A 21,092-nucleotide genomic window follows, 5' to 3' on the forward strand; every position below is an offset into this window, starting at 1 on the left:
GAACCTCGAATTCCGTATGATTTTACATGGGTCAATTTTAGGGTAAAACCGCTAAAAGCCGCGTCAAACCTGGTGGTGCGAATCTCCCAGGGAAATCATGTGCGCTTGGGGTTCGCACCTGCCGTCTTCAGCATATCCTTATTTTACATAATACGTTTTACGTGTCAATTCCATTTGAATTAAACATCTTCACGTAAGCTAAATGTGGGAACAGGATCGGCTTATTGATCAGCATCAGCAACTGATTGAGCTAAAACGTAAAGGTAAGCAAACCGATTTCCTGTTATTCGTAACAGGACCTCATTCAAGCAAATGAACACAAAAAGAGCCCTCACCTCATACAAAAGGCGAAGGCTACGCTCTGCAGCACCACTCATCATGAAGAATTTTTACCCGGGTCTTCACTGCAGCCCCCGTCACTGGATTCGAATATCACCTGAAGTTGCCCGTACTTTGATTACATCCGTCGTCTCTTGCCGGGAATCCGGTGCCTTGATATGTCCGGAAGTGGTCTTCAAGTCGAAGAATCCCTTGAACTCCGGATCGGGCGACAAAGTCACATCACCCGTACGGACGGAGATATCCAGGCTGTCCGAACGTTGCCCTGTCAAGGTAATGTTGCCGGAGGTCGATTTAAACACACCTTTTCCGGTAAACCGGTCAAACCTGATATTGCCCGAATGCAGCGTGGTATCGGCCGAGCCGTCGACATCAACGGCGGTAATGCTACCGGAAGTCGATTGCATCTTCAGGGCGCCCTTCAGGCCTTCCACCTTGATATCGCCGGAGTGCAGTTGGATTTCCGTATCCCCCTGGACCCGCTCCGCCGTGATATCCCCGGATTTGGAAGTTAGACTCAACCGTCCGGCGGTGATCGCTTCCGCGCGCAGATTGCCGGAAGAAACGGACAAGTCGATATTTTCCGCCTTCAAGCCGGTAAAGCTGGTCTTGCCGGAGCCCGATGTATAGCTGATCTGCTGCAGCCGGGCGTCATCCGCCAGCGCTACAATCATCCGCAGCTTAATGGACTTGTAGTTGGGAGAGACTAATTTCACATCCCTCTGCAGTGGCAGCTCCAGCCCATTGCCCGTGATCTCTGTCGCTTTCAACTGATCGATCGTGTTTTGCTGCATATTGCCGCTGACTTCCACGTAGTTGGAGCCGTCGGGGCTGGCGATGAACTCCATGTCCACGTCATACTCGCTATCGACGACGAGCGTACTCAGCTCGTCCTGCGCAAACGTCCATTTCTGCTCGTGAGCGGGCAACTTGTCGACAACATCGAGCGACTGACAAGCCGTTCCGGCGAAGCTCAAGACGATCAGTGCGATTCCTATAAAATACCACTTTTTATTGTTCATGATTAATTCTCTCCTCAATGTTCGGATATAATAGCACATATAAACGTTGTTAGCCGAATCGAATCCGTAAACATATACCGGCTCACATGCCTTAATATATGCGTTCGATTTTGTATCCTTTTTTCTCGAGTTCACCTGGGACACTCGGATCAATCACAACATGTGCAGAACCGACCATAACAAAATAAGTCTGTCCACCGTCATTCTGAAAAAATTCATCAAGTTTGTTTGCCATATCAATCTTTCTATGCAGCACCTCGTGGCGCTCCAATTCAATTGAGCCATGAAACATGCCGGGGTGTACAGATAAATTGAATTGCATAGGCAGCTACATACTAAGAGCTACCGTCTAGCAACGCGTTCCATCGCAATCGTGTTGCGCGCTCCATACTGGCTGCAACGGCGCAGAGCCCGAACGTGATGTTGAGCCAGATCGGCAGAGCAATGGGCGAGTTGAAGTTCCCGAAGCGCTCAGCTATCGGGGGCACCTGAGAGACTGCATCAATGACCTGAGGGATAGCAAGAAGAATAGGGATAATCAACATGATCAGCGACAAAAATCCGATCCAGCGGCTCAACGCCGGGTGCTCGCGTTCAAGACGGGCGCGCCGTCCTTCGGCGGAACGCTCGTCCGGGGAGAGCTGCTGCTTGCTTCCCTCGGTGGTAACATAGTCGCAACGCTTAAAGCCGAAAGCGGAGCCCTCTACGATAATCATTCCTCCCGGCACGGGGAAGGCCGCGGGGAGTTTGGACTCGGCGTGATGCTTGCCATCGAGGTACAGGTGGGCCTTGCCCTTACCGTCGTCCGTCTGAAACTGTTGCCAATACGGGACGTCAACGGCGAAGACCGTTTGTCGGCCATCATCGTTGGTCAACGTGAGGTAAAACAGGGCACGGTTGAGCGGTTGCCACCATCGAAAAGGCTTTAGTGAACGCCCGTTCCCTGCCTTGACTCGTTGCGCAGCTTTGCGCCACTTATGGTTCTTGATCATTTTAGGCTCCTTTTCAACTGGAATATTCTGAAGAACAGTGACAAAGGCCTGCCGCAAAAACTTTGGTTAACTGCAGCTGCTCACTCCCCAACGTTGGGTTCACAACGCCGTTATATATCTCACTCTCGTTTTTTTATTTGATCATTTTTAAAACGCTCTTAATCATCTTTTCACTGTAATCTTCAAGGTTTAGCTTATTTTCATATTGAGGCAATGACATCGATCCTGATATGGCACCTCGAATGACAATTGCTATCACTTGAGGGTCGAAGTCACCAAATTCTTTAGCTTCTTGTCCTTTATAAAGAATCTCTCTCAACAAAACATTTAATTCATCTTCCTCATGAACTTCTGCCCGATAATAAGGGACGTTGTCTGGTGTACGACCATTAAAAATAATTTCAAGTAACGCATTGTTATATCCACGGTTTGTACCCTGATATGCCAAGCTTGCTTCTATAAAAGTCATTAATTTCTCCATATACGGTTGTTTCTGTTCCACTTTTCCCTTAATAAAGGCTCGCTCTTGCTCAACCAAATACATCAAAGTATTTCTCATCAAATCTTCCTTACCAGAGAAATGATAAGATATAAGCCCTGTACTTATGTTTGCTTTATTTGCTATTTTGGAAAGACTTGTGCTGTTATATCCAATTTCTATCAAAACCTCTATAGCAGCTTTAATGATTTGTTCTCTCCGTGCATCAGCTATCAAAGATTGTTTGTTTTCCATTTATTCATCTCCCTTTTTGTTATTTGATTGTTCATTTTTTATTTTGGTCGATCAATCAATTTTTATTCTAAATACTTTTCTGTCCCCTGTCAATGTTCTGTAGGGAGCTCTACTGTTGAAAAAAAGTCAAAGGACGGCCTGCGGAATCAAAATCAAAAAAACGGACCAGGCAAAGAACTCATCATTGCCGATCCGTTTATTTTTTCATCCACTTCTGTTTCTTCGTCAGATGGTGAGCAAATAAAAGATACCCAACCTCCGAACTTACTTTTTGTAAGCGTTAAAACAGGAAGCGCCGGAATCCCGGTTATGTTTGATGGCCCAAATACACTTTCTGGCTCGTGCATCCATCGGACACTCAAGAAGCAGCCCTCTTTACTGGATAGGTTCCTTCCGCAAGGGGAGTAACCACAGTGTGGATCACATGAAAAAGGATTGGGGTGACATTTCAATCCATACTCCCGCAGGGGGAGTAACTCTTTGATGAGCTCGATATTTGCTGGGCCATCATGTTTCAATCCATACTCCCGCAGGGGGAGTAACCATATTGCTTATGATAAGAGGTAGGAAATTAATCACTAAGTTTCAATCCATACTCCCGCAGGGGGAGTAACTATACGGCATATACACTTGAAAATCTCCTGAACAATGGTTTCAATCCATACTCCCGCACGGGGAGTAACACGAAACGGCCTGGATGCAATTCGGTAATTTCCTCCCAGTTTCAATCCATACTCCCGCACGGGGAGTAACCACATGCCATTTAACAAATGTCCCCAGCGCCTGCCCGTTTCAATCCATACTCCCGCACGGGGAGTAACCGGCGCTTTTATATTGAAGGGGACAATTTGGGGACAGTTTCAATCCATACTCCCGCAAGGGGAGTAACGACGAACTAATACAAGCTCTTATCGATTCAATTGTTTCAATCCATACTCCCGCAAGGGGAGTAACCTTTTTACCATTGTCAAAAATACGCTAATAAACTAGTTTCAATCCATACTCCCGCAAGGGGAGTAACCATTTGGCACACGAGCGAGGGCCAACAGGGTATGGTTTCAATCCATACTCCCGCAAGGGGAGTAACAGCGGGCGTTTTCAGCCCTTGTCCCATAAGGGCTCCGAGGCCCAAAAGTGCGAATCCCGAATTTCATATGATTTTACACAGGTCAATTTTAGGCTAAAACCGTGAAAAGCCGCGTAAAACCTGGTGGTGCGAATCTCCCAGGGAATTCATGTGCGCTTGGGGTTCGCACCTGCCGTCTTCAACATATCCTCATTTTACATAATACGTTTTACGTGTCAATTCCTTTTGCAACGTAAGGGTAAGATACGTATTTTCAACGGCTTTTCCGCTAGGCTCCTGCCGCCATAACATTATGTGACGATATCCCACTTGCGGAATAAGACGAGTGAACAAGCTCCTTCGGCAAAAGCGCAAATGCCCAGCGATTTCGGGCCAGGATAAATCCGGCCGGTAAGGACATATTCGCCATCGCCGATAAATACCTCCACTGAGCTTTTATCGACGAAAATGCGCAGCTCCAAACGGCCATCATCCTGTCCGAGGTACACTCTCCGCTCGCCCCCAGGCCCGATCCCAGAACGGTCACGGTTGAAACGGAACAGGCCGTCGCCGGGACGGTACGACAGCACCGTCTCCTCGCCGCCGCCCACCCGCAGCTTTAAACCGAATTCCTCGGTTTTTCCGGCTTCAAATTCAAATACGGCCTGCAGTTCATAACTGTCGCCCCCCGTCTCCAGAGTCTGCTCGCCTGTCAGCACCGTAACAGGCTGCTCGAACAGATTGGAACGGTATTTCTCTGTCTCTTCCAGTGGGCGGAACAGCAACCGGCCGCCGTCGATGACCACCTCACGCGGCAGGCTCATCGCACCAGCCCAATGATGCCCCTGCTGGGTCGGCATGTCCGACTCCCACATATCCATCCAACCGATGATGATACACCGTCCCTTGTCATCCACCGTTGACTGCGGGGCGTAGAAATCAAACCCGTGGTCTACCGGCGCATACCGCTCTGCCGTAAAGGTCCCGGCAACCGGATCAAAATCACCGATACCGTACATGGTCGAATGCAGGTTGCGGTAAGCTTCTCCCTGGGCTGGCATGCGCTGCGGGGAGAGCATAAATACGTGCCGGCCCCCAAGCGGAAACAAGTCCGGGCATTCCCAATTGTCGCCGAAACGCCCGTCACTCCTAGCAAGCACATTGACATATGTCCAGCTGCGCAGGTCATTTGAGCGGTATAGCAATACCAATCCGTTTCCTTTGGCATCATTCGACCCAAGAACAGCGTAATATTGATCGCTATGCCTGAACACTTTAGGGTCACGAAAATCTTTACGGCTGACCATCGACGGAACAGCATCATAACCGATAACCGGGTTGCCTTCCCATTTTTCGAACGTCACCCCGTCCTCCGACAGGGCAATGCCCTGTGACTGCTTGTAATCCTGATCTTTGTCCGGTCCGGTCACGACATGCCCCGTATACATGAGGACAAGCTTGCCGTCCTGCTCGATGGCGCTGCCGGAGAAGCAGCCGTCCCGGTCGAACACACCGTCGGGAGCCAAGGCAACCGGCAGGTAATCCCATTTCATAAGATCGTGGCTGACGGCATGCCCCCAGTGCATCGGTCCCCATACCGGCTCATACGGGTAATGCTGGTAGAACAAGTGATACTGCTCTTTATAGTGGATAAATCCGTTCGGATCGTTCATCCAGCCATACTCGGCCATCAGATGGTAGTTCAGCCTGTAATCTGGACGAAGCAAATGCTCCGATTGGGCGATAAATTGATCAGCTTGCTCTCTCGTATACCTTCTAGTCTGTTTGATAAGGCATCCTACCCTTTTCGTTTATTTAATCGAACCTTGCATCACACCCCGAATTATATACTTCTGGGCGAACAGATAGATGATAATGACCGGAAAAATCGTCAATACCAGGCTGGCCATCAGCGGACCGTAATCCACCGTGTAGGTTCCGTAAAAGTTATATGTGGACAGCGGCAGCGTCCTTTGCTCCGGATCGACAAGAATAAGTGAAGGCAGCAGAAAGTCATTCCAAATCCACAGCACATTCAGAATGGAGATGGTCGCCGTCGTCGGCATCAGTACCGGGAACACGATGCGGAAGAAGGTCTGAACCCGCGTACAGCCGTCAATCAGCGCCGCTTCTTCCAGTTCCTTGGGAACCCCTTTCACGAATCCATGATAAATGAAAACGGCCAGCGAGCTGCCAAAACCGATGTACATGTAAATCAGCGACCACTTGCTGTTCAGCAGACCAAGTGATCCATAAATTTTCACCAACGGAATCATGATGGCCTGAAACGGAATGATCATGGAAGCCACCATCAGCAGAAACGTATATTGGTTTACTTTGTTGTTGTTTCTGACAAAATAATGAGCTGTCATCGCCGCGAACAGCGAGATCAACAGGACACTTAACACCGTTATCATCAATGAGTTGGTAAAAGCGTCGATATAATTCATTTTCTCGAGCGCATACGTATAGTTGGCCATTTTGAAGCTGTCAGGAAGCGATAACGGATTAGCGGTGATGGCCGTGTTCTCCTTGAACGAATTGATCAGCAGGAAAACGAACGGCACGATAAACAATATAAGCATGACGGTCAGCACCATGAATTTAAGCACACTGAAGGCAGCTTTTTGGCTTGCCATTACGCTTCCACCTCCAGCTTCTTGCTAAAATAAACCTGCAGCAGCGTAATGAGGGCAACCATCAGGAAAAGCACGAATGCTTCGGCTTGGCCCACACCATAATCACGGGAAAGGAATGCCTTTTCATACACATGCATCGACACCATTTTTGTACTGCCGAACGGCCCGCCTTTCGTGAGCGCGAGGTTCACATCATAGACCATAAATCCCCGCTGCAGGGACAAAAATATACATACGATGAATGAAGGGACCATCAGGGGCAGCACCATTTTCCGTAGTTTGATCCAGCCGCTCGCCCCATCTATGCTTGCAGCCTCCATAATATCATCCGGCACACCAGTCAAGCCTGCGATGTAAATGACCATCATGTAACCAGCGTTTTGCCACACCGTTACCATGACGAGCGCCCAGAACGCTTTATCAGGATCAGCCAGCCAAGTTGCGCTAAGGGACTGGATGCCGGCATTTTGACCCAAATAAACAAGCACAAAGTTGAAAATAAACTGCCAGATAAAACCGAGCACAATACCGCCGACCAGGTTGGGCAGGAAAAATCCTACCCTGAAAATGCTCTGCCCCTTCAACCCTTTGGTGAGTACGTATGCCAGCATAAAAGCGATGACATTGATAAGCACGACGGTATAAAACACATATTTCAGCGTCAAACCAAACGATTTCCAAAAGTCAGCATCCCGGAAAACAGCCAGGTAGTTTTGCATACCTACCAATGATTGTGTTGTCGAAATACCATCCCAGTTCGTAAACGTCAGGTAAATGCCATATAAAAACGGAATGATCATTACCGTAGTGAAGGCAAACAAGGTAGGTCCGGTAAACAGCAGCCGTAAACGCAGCCGGTTCCACACTCCTTTTTCCGCAATCATGATGATCCCTCTCTTTATTCCGGTTTTCTCTCCCATTTGAGGCGGTTGGAAAAGATCTTATTTTACGGTTTTCCAGTAGTCTTCGATCTCTTTGGCCAGCGTTGCGCGGTCGCCCTGTTTCGCCAAATATTTTTGCATGGACGATCCCGTCTTTGCCCAATGGTCGGCAGGCAGCATACTCATCGAAGGTTCTGACTTGCCTCTTGCCATGTAATCCTGAATGGACTTGCCGAGCGGATCGGCCGCAGGCAGTGTAATATTTTTGAACGCCGGGATAATGTTCGCTTGATTCACAAGGAAATCCTGACCTTTTTCATCATAAACGATCCAGTTCAGGAACTTCTTCGCCGCCTCCTGCTGTTGCGGGGTAGCTTTCTCCTTGTCAATGACAATACGTTTGGATACGGCGGACGAAATTTCCTGATTGCCGTAATCATCGGCATTATTGCTGATCGGTACAGGCAGAAAGCCGTATTCTTGGTTTGCGGTATCAAAACTGCTAATTTGCGGCCATGCCCAGTTGCCCATGAACCAGATGCCGACTTCCCCTTTGCCGAGCAGCTCCGGTCCCCGTTCATACGTTCCTGCCAGCGGAGAAGCTTGGTCAATGTTATATTTCATCATCACGTCGAAGGTATCCATCAGACCGTTGAATACCGGATTGTTGGCCAAGTTGGCCTGGCCTGCCTTCAGTGAAGTTATGAATTTGTCCACTTCCACCATGTCTTTGTTCTGTCCGGCATAGGCCAAAGGCAAGTAATGAGCGCCCAGCGACCAGTCCATCGGCGAGATCACCAGTGCTTTTTTCCCGGATGCCTCAATTTGCTGGAACAGCTTTTCGAGATCATTTCTGGTTTTGATTGTGGCCGGATCAAAGCTTCCGCCCACCGCTTTATCAACAACAGCCTTGTTGTAGATGAATCCGTAGCCCTCTATAGCTAGCGGAAAAGCGTAGTTTTTACCGTCAAACGTAGTTTCATTGGTAGCGTTCTCAAGCGTATCCGCATTCCATTTCTCCCCGCTCAGATCGAGGATGCGGTCCTTGAATTTCTCGACATCACTTGTATCCAGCATCATCATCGTTGGCGGGTTGCCTGACGCATATAATGCCGAAGCACGCTCAAATGGAGATGTACCGGCCGCAACCGGCTGGATTTCCACTGTAATGCCCAGATTGTCCTCCTGAAATGCTTTGGCGGCATCCTCGAGCTGTGATAGAATTTCACCTTTGGAGTTCAGCAGCGTAATTTTCACATTTCCCGAATCCCCTGTTGCTCCTCCGGACGCCGAATTACTTTCTCCTGCAGAGCCGCCGCAAGCAGACATCACCATTACCAAAAGAAGCAGCATGACCATCCATTGAACCCTTTTGAATTTCGCCGTCACTTGTTATCCCCCTATTTTCATAATGATCTGAGCATATTGTGAAGCGCTTACAATCGAATTATATGTCAAAGGTTTAACCTATGTCAATCGTTTGACATATCAAACCTTTGACACTCTTTAGGAAGACGTCTATCGACGTATGTTCACAGAAACCAGACCACGTTTAGACGGGGCTCGCTCAGGTTCTCGTTTGTACGTTTTTTCGTATAATAGCGTAGGATGGAGACCGCTCGGGCTTTCAGTTGTACGTTTTTTCGTACAAAAACCTGGGACCGAGGCCCCCCAGGACCTCAGTTGTACGTTTTTTCGTACAAAAGCCTGGGACCGAGGACCCTCAGGACCTCAGTTGTACGTTTTTTCGTACAAAAGCCTGAGAGGTAGGTTTCTTCAGAAATCGCGAGTGGTTCCTTTGATTGACGGCTGCTTCTTTCGAATTTCAAGTATGGATATACACGCAGCAATTCCGGAAAAGCGGAGCGTTCGCCTTTGGCCCGAAGGGTCAACAGCGATTGCAGGAATGCTTCGTTCTCGTAGTGCCTCAGAACACCAACAAGGAACTCTCCAATCAATGAACCTCCCGGGATTTTCCCATCTCATTAGGCAATTAGGTGGTAGCCCGCTCAATAAGCTCAACCGGCAGCAGATTCATGGGCTCTACCCTCTCTCCCTCCGCCTGTTTACGAATCAACTCAACCGCCAGTCTGCCGATATCCGCGATCGGCTGTCTTATCGATGTCAGCTCCGGCGTCAGCCAGGATGCAACGCTTACATCGTCGAAGCCTACAATGCGCACATCTTGCGGCACACGTCTACCTGTGCGCATACATTCTTTCATCGCAACTGCAGCGATGATATCACTCGTTGCGAAGACTCCGTCGACATCCGGATGTTCTTGAACAAGCTGACGGATGATGCGTTCGTAATCTTTTTGCGCGAACACGTTCAAATCCGTTTGCACGATCACATGCTCTGCACCATGCTTGTTCACAACATCCCGGAATGCGTCTGTCCGCTGATTGGACAACATGTTGAGCTCCAGATTTCCACATATATGCGCAATTTTCCGGCAGCCCTTGCGAATGAGCAGCTCCGTGGCCAACTCGCCGCCACGGTAATTGTCCGAAGAAATGTAAGGAATATGCGGATCAATTTGTCTGTCAAATGTCACAATCGGTGAATTCAGGTGACGATACTCGTCCACTTCCAGCGTATGGCTGCCCATAATGATGCCATCGACCCGGTTGCGTTTCAGCATGTCGATATATACTTTTTCCTTAACAGGGTCCATATGTGAATTGCACAGCAGCACCTTGCAATCATGCTGATAGGCATAATACTCCACCTGATTGGCAAGCTCGCTGAAAAAAGGATGCGCAACATTCGGAATAATCAGGCCGATAATATTGGACTGCTTGCGGAGCAGGGAACGTGCGATTTCATTCGGTTGGTAATTAAGCTCATCCATTGCGTCGAACACTTTTTTGCGGGTCGTTTCGCTGATATATCCCCGGTTATTCATAACACGGGATACGGTCGTGACAGATACCCCCGCTTTTAAAGCCACATCGTGAATTGTCGCCATATGAACCTCTTTCACACAAAATAAAATACATACAAAACTATACCCTCTCTCCTCAGCTTATACAACTTTGCTGTACTGGATGGGTTCCAGAGTGAATCGATGACAGGCAATTTTATTATGACACTAGATGACATATTTAAAGCCCATAATGTAGGAGACAGAACACGAAAGGAGCAACAAATGATGAAACCTCTAGAGGGAAAAGTAGCTTTGGTGGCAGGTGCAACACGCGGCGCAGGCCGCGGAATCGCCATCGAATTAGGAGCAGCCGGTGCCACGGTATATGTGACAGGACGCACGACAAGAACGCAGCGCTCCGAGTATAATCGCCCCGAAACGATTGAAGAAACCGCCGAACTGGTGTGCAGCGCAGGCGGCCAGGGAATAGCAGTTCAAGTGGACCATCTGAATCCTGACCAGGTTCAAGCTCTAATGGCACGAATTGAAAATGAACAGGGAAAACTGGACATTCTGGTCAACGATGTGTGGGGAGCCGAATATTTGGCAGAATGGGACGTGCCTGTATGGGAGCATTCGCTGGAACGGGGTTTGCGCATGCTGCGGCTTGCGGTTGACACGCATATTATAACAAGCCATTTTGCCCTGCCGCTGTTAATCCGCAACAAAAACGGACTGGTCGTTGAAATGACTGACGGCACGGCAGAGTACAATGATCAAAACTACCGTTCATCACTGTTCTACGATCTGGCCAAGTCCTCTGTTATTCGAATGGCTAAGGCTTTAGCCCATGAGCTTGCGCCATTTAACTGCACCGCGGTAGCTTTGACTCCGGGCTGGATGCGGTCTGAAATTATGCTTGATCACTTTGGCGTTACAGAAGAAAACTGGCGTGATGCTACGGCAAAGGAACCTCATTTTATCATCTCGGAAACACCCCACTTTGTCGGACGTGCTGTGGCCGCTCTAGCTGCAGATCCGGAAGCAGCACGCTGGAACGGTCATTCGGTTTCAAGTGGTCAGCTCGCACAGGTATATGGTTTTTATGATCTCGATGGCTCCCAGCCGGACTGCTGGCGTTATCTTGTAGAGGTGCAGGAGGCGGGCAAACCAGCGAATGCTGCGGGTTACCGCTAAGTTCTATATAAATGCTAATGGCGGCCAAATGGCCGTCATTTTTCACCTGCAAGAAGGTGGAAGAGAATTTTTTTGGGGAGGTAGTGATTGGAGCCTTTAATTTATTTCACTCGTTTAAGATTTCGATTTTACTTCTGTGTAGGGGGAAATACTCGAACACCACGTCGTCGGACGGTCCTTGTGTTTCAGCCGCACTCATGGATAGGGAGTAACCTTAGACGTACTCCGCCTAACAAGGTTCAAGAATGTTTCAATCCATACTCCCGTGTAGGAAGTAACAAGCTGGAGTACCGTAACCTAGTGCATCTTCCCGGAAATAACGCAACCGTTAGTGGACAACGCCACGTTGTGTAATTACGCTCATGCAGTCATCTCTAACCGTCGGCTCATTTCCAGAACGAAGCGCTAGGGTATAAGCTCCCCGAGTGAGGGAATCCAGTGTGAACCTTAGCCTCGAAGGATCGATTTGCCCGGCACATTGCTTTGCTAACGGTTGCCACCGCGCTTATCCGGCAGAGAAGAGCAGGGTTTCTTTTTTTACGGTTGTATGCGCGCCTATTTAGGGAAACAGCCCCCTCTACCTGCGGAAAAATAGGAAATAGGCTCGATGGCAACCGTTGTAGCTTGTCATGCCCCGTTTTTATCCAAATAGCGTCGCATACAACCGTTAGCGTGTTCGCGCTTTTACACGCACTCACACCTATCTCCTAGTGCATCTTCTTGGAAATAACGCAACCGTTAGTGGACAACGCCACGTTGTGTAATTACGCTCGTGCAGTCACCTCTAACTGTCGGCTCATTTCCAGAGCGAAGCACTAGCCGAAATGGGGGGAGTCCACCCAATCATACGATCCAAATTTGCGGCCATACGCTTCATTTCAATCCATACTCCCCAGCGGGGAGTAACTATGACCTACAAATGCGCAAGGTGGCGCTCTTAATTTCAATCCATACTCCCCAGCGGGGAGTAACGTGGTTGCCGTCCCTGAAGTAGCCTCTGCCGCAGATTTCAATCCATACTCCCCAGCGGGGAGTAACCTGCTGCGTGCGGTAGGGGATATTGCCAAGGATCATGTATTTCAATCCATACTCCCCAGCGGGGAGTAACGGTGGGCTGCTTGTTCGGATGCAATCAGTTTCTCATTTCAATCCATACTCCCCAGCGGGGAGTAACGCCGCTCAAATAGATTCGTGGTAATATTTTCTCAACATTTCAATCCATACTCCCCAGCGGGGAGTAACAGCGGGCTGTTTCGGCCCTTGTCCTGTAAGGGCTCGCAGGCCTAAAAGTGCGAACCCCCGAATCAGGTATCATTTAAAGCAGGCCATTTTTCAAAAAAAACCGTGAAAAACCGCATGAAATCTGGTGGTGCGAATCCCCCGGGAATTTCATGTGCGCTTGGGGTTCGCACTCACGGCTACCCACAGCCCAAGTTACCTTTCTATCTCGAGCCCTGATCAGACTCAGATTCTAATGGCTCAGATCGAGAAGGAACAAACAAAGATTGGACAACGCCCGGCCCCCCTTTTACTTCACATCATGACAATGCTTAGCCGGATCATCAGGGCTACATATAGCTCTTTTCCACATGTTCCATGAGCTTGGGAACGTCACGTAAGGAGTATTTACATACCCAATGTAGCACGCCGTAAGTTGCAGCGTCCAATTGAATTTTGCGATAAAACCAGCAATCGGCGGTACTATTACAAGGTCAATTGATATAAAACGTGTCGAGACCCTGCAATCCCTCCTGCTGTATCATTTTTAATATTATTGCATTAAACTCCTTTACTGGTTCAAAGTAGGATTCCACTGCCTCCCTAGTTATGTTAACCGTAGGTTTATAGTCAGCATCCTGCCTGTCATCCATCAAACGATTGTACATCTTAGCTAAATCAGAGCCAATCAACCCTTGCTTAAACAGCTCCTTGCCTACCCACGCTCTAACTTGAGTGTGTTTATTTTCCGAGACCTCTCTATGTACCATTAAAGCTGAGACGGACTGGAAAGCAGAATAATAAAGGGAAGCTATGGCTGCCGGATAATCTTCATTCTCAAAAGAATACACAGCAGCTGAATATTTCCCCTTAGCTCTTTTTAGGAACGACTTGACTGCCTCATCTTTAAAAGACAACCTGAACACCATCCTTCAAAATATTGCTTTTAAAAGTAGGTAATACTTTCCCTGAGTCCCAATCGTCTTTGTTAAAATACGTTACGCTTATAGGCGGCTCGTAGCATGGATTTACATCAAAAAGCATATCCGACAAATAGTGTCTATTTTCAGGATGATCCTCCAATTCTGTCAAAACAAGCAAGTCTATGTCACTTTCCTGTTCAAAGTCCCCCCGTGCTTTTGACCCAAAAAGGATTGCCTCTCTTACTTTAAAAGGACCTTCGATTCTGTGTAATACCTCTGCCAAAGCTAGCTTCTCTTTCTCTACAAGGAAATTCAGGTTAGATATTTCTGAGCTGCGCATAAACCTCATACCACCTTAACATGTCCCATATAGGGAGTAATATAAAACGGGTTATGGAAGCCATGTTCTGGGATGCGTTTCAATCCATACCCCCACAAGGAGAGTAACGAGCTGCTCAGTGTTTTTACAGAAGTCCAATCCGTGTTTCAATCCATACTCCCGCAGGGGGAGTAACGATTCTTGGGAACCTATTATCTCACGAAATCGTTGTTTCAATCCATACTCCCGCAGGGGGAGTAACTTCCAGGCGTTGGCCTTCTGATTGGTCAGTGGGTCGTTTCAATCCTTACTCCCGCAGGGGGGAGTAACTTCATTTCTCGTCAAATCTTCCCCAAGCAGTGAGTTTCAATCCATACTCCCGCAGGGGGAGTAACAGCGGGCGTTTTCAGCCCTTGTCCCGTAAAGGCTCCGGGGCCAAAAAGTGCGAATCCCGAATTTCGTATGATTTTACACAGGCCAATTTTAGGCTAAAACCGTGAAAAGCCGCATGAAATCTGGTGGTGCGAATCTCCCGGGGATTTCATGTGCGCTTGGGGTTCGCACTCACGGCTGCCTACAGCCCAAGTTGCCTTTCCACCACCCTATAGTAGCATAAATCCATCCTGAAAATAAGCAGCCGCAAACGTATATTTGCCTCTTTCAAACCCGGCCCAGGGCCTCGACGATAGCAACATTCTCTGCTTGCAGCCACATGTCCCCAACTATGCAGCCGCCATAAAACGACAAGCCTCGACGCAGCGGCGGCACGCTTCCACACACTGCTGGCAGTGGTCGGCTTATGCCTGCTGCATCAGGCGGCATGCCGCAGATCAGCTTACGGACGAATCCCCTAGGGCGGACAATCTCCGTTGGATCTCTTCCTTCTCAAAATGCTCACCAATGAATACGGCTACATCCTGCACTTCGCCCTGCGGGTCAATTTTCATAAAATCCGATTCCCGGTAAGCATACTGAAACAAGAACCTTCCGCTCGTATCATGAAACGTCAAAATTCCTTTGGCCCGGTAAATATCACGGGGCAGCTCCTGCAACAGCTTTTCAAAATCCACACTGTTGACAGGTCCTGCAAAATAATGGGTATACGCCATCACATGCGAATGTGAATCATGCGGCTCATGGGCTGCATGTTCGTGACTGCCACTGCTATCACTGCAGCCACAGAACTCCCCATGGTCATGGCTACAGGCATTGGCATGGCTGCCGGAATGCGGTATGCTCCCCGCAAGGCTATCCTGCTGCCTTTTTTGCTGGGCCCCGGCGATATCCGTGTCTAACAAAGTCTCTATAGGAACATCACATTGAACAGCCGGCAGCACGGGAGCGTAAGCGTTCCATTTGCGCAGCAGTTCGTTGAGCAGATCGCGAGCTTCACTGTTTACCCGGTCTGTTTTGTTTAAAATCAAAATCGATGCACAGCGGATTTGCTCCTGCATTAGCCGATAGCTCTTGCCCCGCTGCTCCTGATACAGATCATATAAATGAGCCGCATCCACAATCGTAATCAGCTGCCGAAGTTCAAGTCGGACATAAAGCGAGGTCTCGGACACTCCCTCCAAAATATCCAGCGGATTGGCCGCGCCGGTTGCTTCGATGATGATGACGTCCGGAGCCTCCTGCTGTACTAGCTCCACCAGCTGCAGACTGAGGTCTCCCCGGATGGAGCAGCAGATACAGCCTCCGAGCAGCTCCGCTGTCGGCACCTGGGCGTCAATCAGTTGACCGTCCAGGTTCACATCCCCCAGCTCGTTCATCACAACTGCGGGGCGTTTGCCTTGAGCGCGAAAAGCGGACAGCATTTTTTGCAGCAATGTCGTTTTACCGCTGCCTAAAAAACCTGATAATATGTAAACAGGTACTGCCTGTTCCATAACAACCTCCTGTGAAGCAAAATCTGTATACAGATTTTGCAGGAATCTGACTGAAGTTAACATAACGAGTGTACTATAAGCGGAGACGAGGAACAAGCGGCTTTCTGTCTCTGCTGCAAGTTGATAACGATGAAGACTTTTCCTATGATTGTAATTAGCGTTTAGGGCATTTGAGTTTATTAAGGAGGAATTTTATGAATTCAACCGTTGAAGAACATCGCCGTGAATCACCGCAGCAAGTGACGTGTATGGTCATTACCGTGTCGGATACTCGTACAGAAGCGACGGATACAGGGGGGCAGCTCCTGAAGCAGCTGCTGCAAGATAACGGGTACAGTGTAGCGAAATATGTCATTGTCCAGGATGATTATGAAGGGATCCGCCAGCTCGTCTTTGAAGCAGCAGCATCCCGGGAGATTGAAGCGATTTTGCTCACAGGAGGTACAGGAATTTCGCCGCGGGACACCACCTACGAGGCTGTTGTTTCGCTGCTGAATAAGGAGCTTCCGGGCTTCGGGGAGATTTTTCGTTATTTAAGTTTCACAGAGGATATCGGTGCGGCGGCTATTTTGAGCAGAGCGATTGCAGGCACGGTTGGACGAACTGCCGTCTTCTCCATGCCGGGATCTCCCAAGGCCGTCAAGCTTGCCATGGAGCGCATTATTATTCCTGAACTCCGTCATGTCATGCGGGAAATCTATAAACCCTGATTCTCATCCACTTGCTGTATGAGGCGGGGGTGTTTATCATGAATACGACACCTTGAATATACACCCGATATTATACAAAATATTAAGACGCAAACTAAAGTCGGAGTCTGACAATACGGCTTATGCCATCATTTAAACGGACAGGAGTGCCGCTATTTCCGCGAAATCAAACCTTTATGGGCTGCGAACGGACACCAGATCCGTTATTGAGCATTTCAACGTGCGTTTTAGACTATTTTCGGGCAAATAAGGTTCCCTCTGTCCGATAGAAAGTAAAATCCCGTCTTTTGGGGCAAATAAGGGCGCTCCTGTCCGGTAACGTAAAAGGCATCTGTCCCCTATCGGTCAGATGCCTTTAAACATAATCGCGTATTATTCGTCATGCTCTGGTTCAGGAGCCATATAGCTGTCAATCATCTTTTGCTTCAGCTCCCATGCCTTCTGGCTGATATTCACACGGTAAATCTCCGGATTCAGCTTGCGCAAATATTGCGGCCAGAACAGAGCGAGCTGCTCGCGGTGGTAGCTGCGGATATCATCAAGCGACGGCAGATCGTAGACCTGCTTCCCATCCACGAAGATTGGCTCCAGCATCGGGATAGCGTCGTAATTGGCGACATACTTTTTCAGATAAGGATGCACAGGATTGAACAGCTTCAGCTTCTTGCCATTGCGCGGACGATCTTCATCCGGGAATGAAATATAGTCGGCCACCGCTTTTTTGGTCTTCTGATCGACGATCCGGTAGACATCCTTTTTACCAGGGGTGGATACCTTTTCCGGATTGGCGGAAATTTTGATCGTTGGCACCATCTCCCCGTCCTGCTCCCGCTCCACCAGCTTGTAAACACCGCCGAGGGAGGGCTGGTCCGAAGCGGTGATCAGTTGGGTTCCTACTCCCCAGGTGTTGATACGCGCTCCCTCTGCTTTCAGGTTGAAGATCGTATTCTCGTCCAGATCGTTGGAAGCAACAATCTGCACATAATCCAGTCCCGCCTCATCCAGCATCTGCCGCGCCTGAATGGACAGATAAGCCAGGTCTCCGCTATCCAGACGAATGGCTCTCATGCGTTTCCCCTGCGCCTCCAGCATTTTGGCCGTTTTAATGGCATGGGGCAAACCGCTTTCCAATGTATCAAACGTATCCACCAGCAGTGTAACCTGATCCGGAAGCACCTTCGCATAGGCGTCAAACGCCTCCTGCTCGGACATAAAACTCTGCACCCAGGAGTGGGCATGCGTACCCGCTGTCGGTATCCCGAACCGCTCTCCGGCCAGCATATTGGAGGTGGCGTGGAATCCGGCCACATATGCGGCACGGGCGCCCCATACGGCGGCATCTGCTTCCTGAGCGCGCCGGGTGCCAAACTCGAGCAGCGTGTCCCCGTCGGCGACCTGTTTGATCCGTGAGGCTTTGGTGGCGATCAGCGTCTGATAGTTCATAAAATTAAGCAACGCTGTTTCGACCAGCTGCGCTTCCATAATCGTGCCTTCCACTCTGACCAGCGGCTCATTCGGAAATACAAGAGCCCCTTCCTTCATGGAATGGATCGTTCCGCGGAATTCGAACCGGCGCAGCTCCTCCAGGAAGCGTTCGTCATACTGCTCTTCCTGCTTCGCCAGGTAGCGGATATCCTCCTCGGTAAACTTCAGGCTGGAAACGTAGTGTACAATCCGTTCCAGACCGGCGAATACCGCGTAGCCATTTCCGAAAGGAAGCTTGCGGAAATAAGCCTCAAACACGGCGTGGCGCTGGTGTGTGCCATTGGCCCAATGGGCGTACATCATGTTAATCTGATATTTGTCCGTATGTAAAGCAAGACTGGTCTGCATCGTTATTCATCCTTTCTCACGATCCCCGGCTGCTGTATTCATTCGCTGTGTAGTAAATCCCCGCTCAGCGCCTCAGAAGCTCTTCTTCCGCCGCTACGACGCGCGCGCCAAGGCTGCCGCTGAAATGTCCCAAAGCCCATTCATGGCCTGCCTCGTTAAAGCTGGCCACCGCATCTTTATAGACCGTAATAGCAAAGCCTTTATTATAAGCATCCACTGCCGTATGCAGCACGCATATATCGGTGCATACTCCGATCAGATGAACCTCGGTTATGCCCCGCTCCCGCAGCTTTTGCTCCAGTGGCGTACCACAGAACGCGCTGTAACGAGTTTTGTCCATCCAGAAAACCGCTTCCTGATTGCGTTCATATACCTGCTGCAGCTTGCCGTACAGCAGACGGCCGGACGTGCCCCGGATATTATGGGGCGGAAACAGCTTCGTTTCGGGATGGTACGGGTCGCCTTCCTCGTGAAGGTCTACCGCCATTACCACGAGATCACCCTGATCAAGAAAGCGTTGTGTAATGTCTGCGATCCGATCATCCAAATCTGCCGCAGGCTGGCCTACGGGCAGGCTGCCATCTACAAAATCATTCGTATAATCAATAACAATCAATGCTTTCATAGCTCCCACTCCCCATGATTGATTTCATGTGTATATGGATAATCGTGGAATCGTTCTGTCGCTGAATCTGTACAGCTGCGCAGGCCGCTGTGAATACTGGTTGGAGCTGAGCGGATTGCCCTGCTCATCCCGCACCTCTTCCAGAATGCCCTGTCTGCTGCGGGTGGACGTGATTTTACGGATAAAGTTAGGCTCCTCAAAATCCGGCACCACACTCTGAATGACCTGGTACAGTTCTCCCAGTGTAAAATGGGGCGGCAAAAACTGCTTCGCTATCGTCGTTTGCAGCATCTGCAGCTGAATCTGGCGATAAGCATCTTCAATAATTTCTTTATGATCAAAAGCCAGCTCCAGTTCCTCAAGCGCCTCCTGAATGGTGAACAGACCGACCTCGGCAGCATCGTCCGCCGCCTGCCGCTCCTCCAGCATCCATTCCTCCACCAGCGCAAAGAACGCATGGGATATAATCCAGCCGCGCGGATCACGGCCAGGCTTGCTGTATACGCCCAAATATTCCAGATGCCCGCCGTCGACACCCGTTTCCTCCATCAGCTCGCGTTTGGCAGCACCTTCTATGGACTCATTTTCCTGGCAAAACCCGCCCGGCAGCGCCCAGCGGCCCTCGAACGGCCAGCGGCGGCGCTTGATCAGCATAACCTTCAGCTCGCGGAGCGGCAGCGTTTTGGTTACAGTTTTCCGTTCCCGCTTCGTCAGAGTAAACATAACGATATCTGCGGGGGCTCCGTCCGGAGTTCTGTATTTTGTTGCATCATAGCCGGCATTTTGCCCCAGTTCCTGATCGTTATTTGCACTCATTGTCATCACCATATTATATCATTTTGATATTTTCATTATGAAGTCATAATATGAAATGTCAAGCCTGTTCTTTGGAAGGACTGCTGTACAGTGCCCGGAAAGTGGCTGTAGCCATACAGCCAAGCGTGCCTTTTTCGTCACGGATATCCGCTTCTGTCGTAATGGTGCGCCCTGCTTCGTGTATCACTCGGGCTCTTACCTCCAGCTTTCCTTTATGCATGGCGGACAGAAAATGCACATTCAAATTCGTCGTTACACATGCAGCCTGCGCGCGTATTGAAGTAGCGGCCATTCCCATCGCCTGATCCATGAGGGAAGTCAGCACACCGCCATGAATGATATCCATGGAATTCGTATGCTGTTCACCCGCCTCGAGGCCGATCCGGATTTCGCCATTATCGGCACCAATAAAGCTGCAGCCGAGAAAACCCCAAAATTTAGTTTCTCCTTCTTCAATCATCTTACGCAGTACTTCCATGCTGTTTCTCTCCTCGTATATAGATGTGGATGGCAAAAAAGGCACGGAAGCCTATGCTTCCGCACCTGAGATCATGTTATTCGCTGCAGCTGGAGGAAGGTGAATCCTTGCCTGTCTCCACACTCACTTTTTCCGATACGGTATCACGGATGGCCCCCATGATCATTTGCAGCAGCTCGTTGATTTCCACCTGGCTCTGCTGAAATTCGTTCACGACCGGAATGCCGTCAAGCTCACCCTGCAGCTGTTCAATTTCCTGTTCAATTTTCGCCACCATCGCTGTATTTTTAAGTGATTCGAAAGCAACGATTTCCTTCTGCTTTTTCTTCATGGCGGCAATCAGCTGCTGTATGCGCTGATGGTTCTTGATCTTATCCTCCGCCTTCCGGAAAATCTGCACTTCCTCACTGTTCTGAAGCAATTCGGCCAGTTCTTGCGTTTTGTGCAAAATATCCTGACGAAAGACCGGATATTTCTGATCGTTCTTCGCCGGATTCAGCACATCTTCCTGCACTCGATCTTCCTTCACAGTCTATCGCTCCA

The 21,092-nt window shown here is 49.4% G+C and carries 20 protein-coding genes, 1 pseudogene and 2 CRISPR repeat arrays; of the genes and pseudogenes, 2 read left to right on the forward strand and 19 right to left on the reverse strand.

The features are described 5' to 3' along the window. Positions 1-416: 416 nt before the first annotated feature. The 10 genes from ACE5LO_RS04405 to ACE5LO_RS04450 all read right to left on the reverse strand — a co-directional run bounded on the left by ACE5LO_RS04405 (position 417) and on the right by ACE5LO_RS04450 (position 10,643). Complete coding sequence (locus ACE5LO_RS04405; protein ID WP_375518848.1) at positions 417-1,361, reverse strand: DUF4097 family beta strand repeat-containing protein; 945 nt, start codon at positions 1,359-1,361, stop codon at positions 417-419. Positions 1,362-1,452: 91 nt separating this feature from the next. Next, a complete protein-coding gene (locus tag ACE5LO_RS04410; protein ID WP_375352378.1) occupies positions 1,453-1,683 on the reverse strand; it encodes a TraB/GumN family protein in 231 nt (76 codons plus the stop codon). Between the two features lie 13 nt (positions 1,684-1,696). Next, entirely contained in the window at positions 1,697-2,353 is a 657-nt protein-coding gene (locus ACE5LO_RS04415; RefSeq protein ID WP_375518849.1) for a hypothetical protein, read from the reverse strand. Between the two features lie 133 nt (positions 2,354-2,486). Further along, positions 2,487-3,086, reverse strand: coding sequence for a TetR/AcrR family transcriptional regulator (locus tag ACE5LO_RS04420; RefSeq protein ID WP_375518850.1), 600 nt, complete (start codon positions 3,084-3,086; stop codon positions 2,487-2,489). A gap of 152 nt (positions 3,087-3,238) precedes the next feature. Next, positions 3,239-3,448: a hypothetical protein gene (locus ACE5LO_RS04425; protein ID WP_375518851.1), complete on the reverse strand. Its 210-nt coding sequence runs from the start codon at positions 3,446-3,448 to the stop codon at positions 3,239-3,241. An 83-nt stretch (positions 3,449-3,531) separates the two neighbouring features. Then, positions 3,532-4,173: a CRISPR direct-repeat array (repeat unit 32 nt; unit sequence GTTTCAATCCATACTCCCGCAAGGGGAGTAAC). A 290-nt stretch (positions 4,174-4,463) separates the two neighbouring features. Further along, positions 4,464-5,879, reverse strand: a complete 1,416-nt coding sequence (locus ACE5LO_RS04430) for a glycoside hydrolase family 32 protein (RefSeq protein WP_375518852.1) — start codon at positions 5,877-5,879, stop codon at positions 4,464-4,466. Positions 5,880-5,963: 84 nt separating this feature from the next. Beyond that, a complete protein-coding gene (locus ACE5LO_RS04435; protein WP_375518853.1) occupies positions 5,964-6,791 on the reverse strand; it encodes a carbohydrate ABC transporter permease in 828 nt (275 codons plus the stop codon). Continuing rightward, complete coding sequence (locus tag ACE5LO_RS04440) at positions 6,791-7,675, reverse strand: carbohydrate ABC transporter permease (protein WP_375518854.1); 885 nt, start codon at positions 7,673-7,675, stop codon at positions 6,791-6,793. Before ACE5LO_RS04440 ends, ACE5LO_RS04435 begins: the two co-directional genes overlap by 1 nt. 57 nt (positions 7,676-7,732) lie before the next feature. After that, on the reverse strand, positions 7,733-9,031 hold the full coding sequence (locus ACE5LO_RS04445; RefSeq protein ID WP_375519028.1) for an ABC transporter substrate-binding protein: 1,299 nt from the start codon (positions 9,029-9,031) through the stop codon (positions 7,733-7,735). 634 nt (positions 9,032-9,665) lie between these two features. Continuing rightward, complete coding sequence (locus ACE5LO_RS04450) at positions 9,666-10,643, reverse strand: LacI family DNA-binding transcriptional regulator (RefSeq protein WP_375518855.1); 978 nt, start codon at positions 10,641-10,643, stop codon at positions 9,666-9,668. A gap of 183 nt (positions 10,644-10,826) precedes the next feature. Here ACE5LO_RS04450 and ACE5LO_RS04455 point away from each other — a divergent pair, with 183 nt between their 5' ends. Further along, on the forward strand, positions 10,827-11,738 hold the full coding sequence (locus tag ACE5LO_RS04455) for an SDR family oxidoreductase (protein ID WP_375519029.1): 912 nt from the start codon (positions 10,827-10,829) through the stop codon (positions 11,736-11,738). Positions 11,739-12,613: 875 nt separating this feature from the next. Next, positions 12,614-12,981: direct repeats of the CRISPR family, unit length 32 nt; unit sequence ATTTCAATCCATACTCCCCAGCGGGGAGTAAC. Positions 12,982-13,450: 469 nt separating this feature from the next. Here ACE5LO_RS04455 and ACE5LO_RS04460 read toward each other — a convergent pair. The 4 genes and pseudogenes from ACE5LO_RS04460 to ACE5LO_RS04475 all read right to left on the reverse strand — a co-directional run bounded on the left by ACE5LO_RS04460 (position 13,451) and on the right by ACE5LO_RS04475 (position 16,087). Then, complete coding sequence (locus tag ACE5LO_RS04460) at positions 13,451-13,873, reverse strand: HEPN domain-containing protein (protein WP_375518856.1); 423 nt, start codon at positions 13,871-13,873, stop codon at positions 13,451-13,453. Next, positions 13,863-14,219, reverse strand: coding sequence for a nucleotidyltransferase domain-containing protein (locus ACE5LO_RS04465; protein ID WP_375518857.1), 357 nt, complete (start codon positions 14,217-14,219; stop codon positions 13,863-13,865). Before ACE5LO_RS04465 ends, ACE5LO_RS04460 begins: the two co-directional genes overlap by 11 nt. Positions 14,220-14,920: 701 nt before the next feature. Continuing rightward, positions 14,921-14,989, reverse strand: a pseudogene (locus ACE5LO_RS04470) (four-helix bundle copper-binding protein); the annotation flags it as partial. A 39-nt stretch (positions 14,990-15,028) separates the two neighbouring features. After that, positions 15,029-16,087 (reverse strand): CobW family GTP-binding protein, encoded by a 1,059-nt coding sequence (locus tag ACE5LO_RS04475; protein ID WP_375518858.1) that lies wholly within the window; start codon positions 16,085-16,087, stop codon positions 15,029-15,031. A gap of 194 nt (positions 16,088-16,281) precedes the next feature. Here ACE5LO_RS04475 and ACE5LO_RS04480 point away from each other — a divergent pair, with 194 nt between their 5' ends. Continuing rightward, positions 16,282-16,797 carry a MogA/MoaB family molybdenum cofactor biosynthesis protein gene (locus ACE5LO_RS04480; RefSeq protein WP_375518859.1) on the forward strand — a complete coding sequence of 172 codons (516 nt, stop codon included), beginning with the start codon at positions 16,282-16,284 and terminating at the stop codon, positions 16,795-16,797. 372 nt (positions 16,798-17,169) lie between these two features. Here ACE5LO_RS04480 and ACE5LO_RS04485 read toward each other — a convergent pair whose 3' ends face one another. The 5 genes from ACE5LO_RS04485 to ACE5LO_RS04505 form a co-directional block, all read right to left on the reverse strand. Beyond that, positions 17,170-18,630, reverse strand: coding sequence for a nicotinate phosphoribosyltransferase (locus tag ACE5LO_RS04485; protein ID WP_375518860.1), 1,461 nt, complete (start codon positions 18,628-18,630; stop codon positions 17,170-17,172). A gap of 64 nt (positions 18,631-18,694) precedes the next feature. Next, positions 18,695-19,255, reverse strand: a complete 561-nt coding sequence (locus ACE5LO_RS04490; RefSeq protein WP_375518861.1) for a cysteine hydrolase family protein — start codon at positions 19,253-19,255, stop codon at positions 18,695-18,697. A gap of 24 nt (positions 19,256-19,279) precedes the next feature. Continuing rightward, the gene (locus ACE5LO_RS04495) at positions 19,280-20,071 is read right to left on the reverse strand and encodes an NUDIX domain-containing protein (RefSeq protein ID WP_375518862.1); all 792 of its coding nucleotides are present in this window, start codon (positions 20,069-20,071) and stop codon (positions 19,280-19,282) included. A 58-nt stretch (positions 20,072-20,129) separates the two neighbouring features. After that, the gene (locus ACE5LO_RS04500) at positions 20,130-20,549 is read right to left on the reverse strand and encodes a PaaI family thioesterase (RefSeq protein WP_375518863.1); all 420 of its coding nucleotides are present in this window, start codon (positions 20,547-20,549) and stop codon (positions 20,130-20,132) included. A gap of 76 nt (positions 20,550-20,625) precedes the next feature. Continuing rightward, positions 20,626-21,078, reverse strand: a complete 453-nt coding sequence (locus ACE5LO_RS04505) for a YlbF/YmcA family competence regulator (RefSeq protein WP_375354479.1) — start codon at positions 21,076-21,078, stop codon at positions 20,626-20,628. Between the last annotated feature and the right edge of the window lie 14 nt (positions 21,079-21,092).

Origin of the sequence: Paenibacillus medicaginis (genome assembly GCF_042138635.1) — a bacterium.
Lineage (GTDB): Bacteria > Bacillota > Bacilli > Paenibacillales > Paenibacillaceae > Paenibacillus > Paenibacillus medicaginis.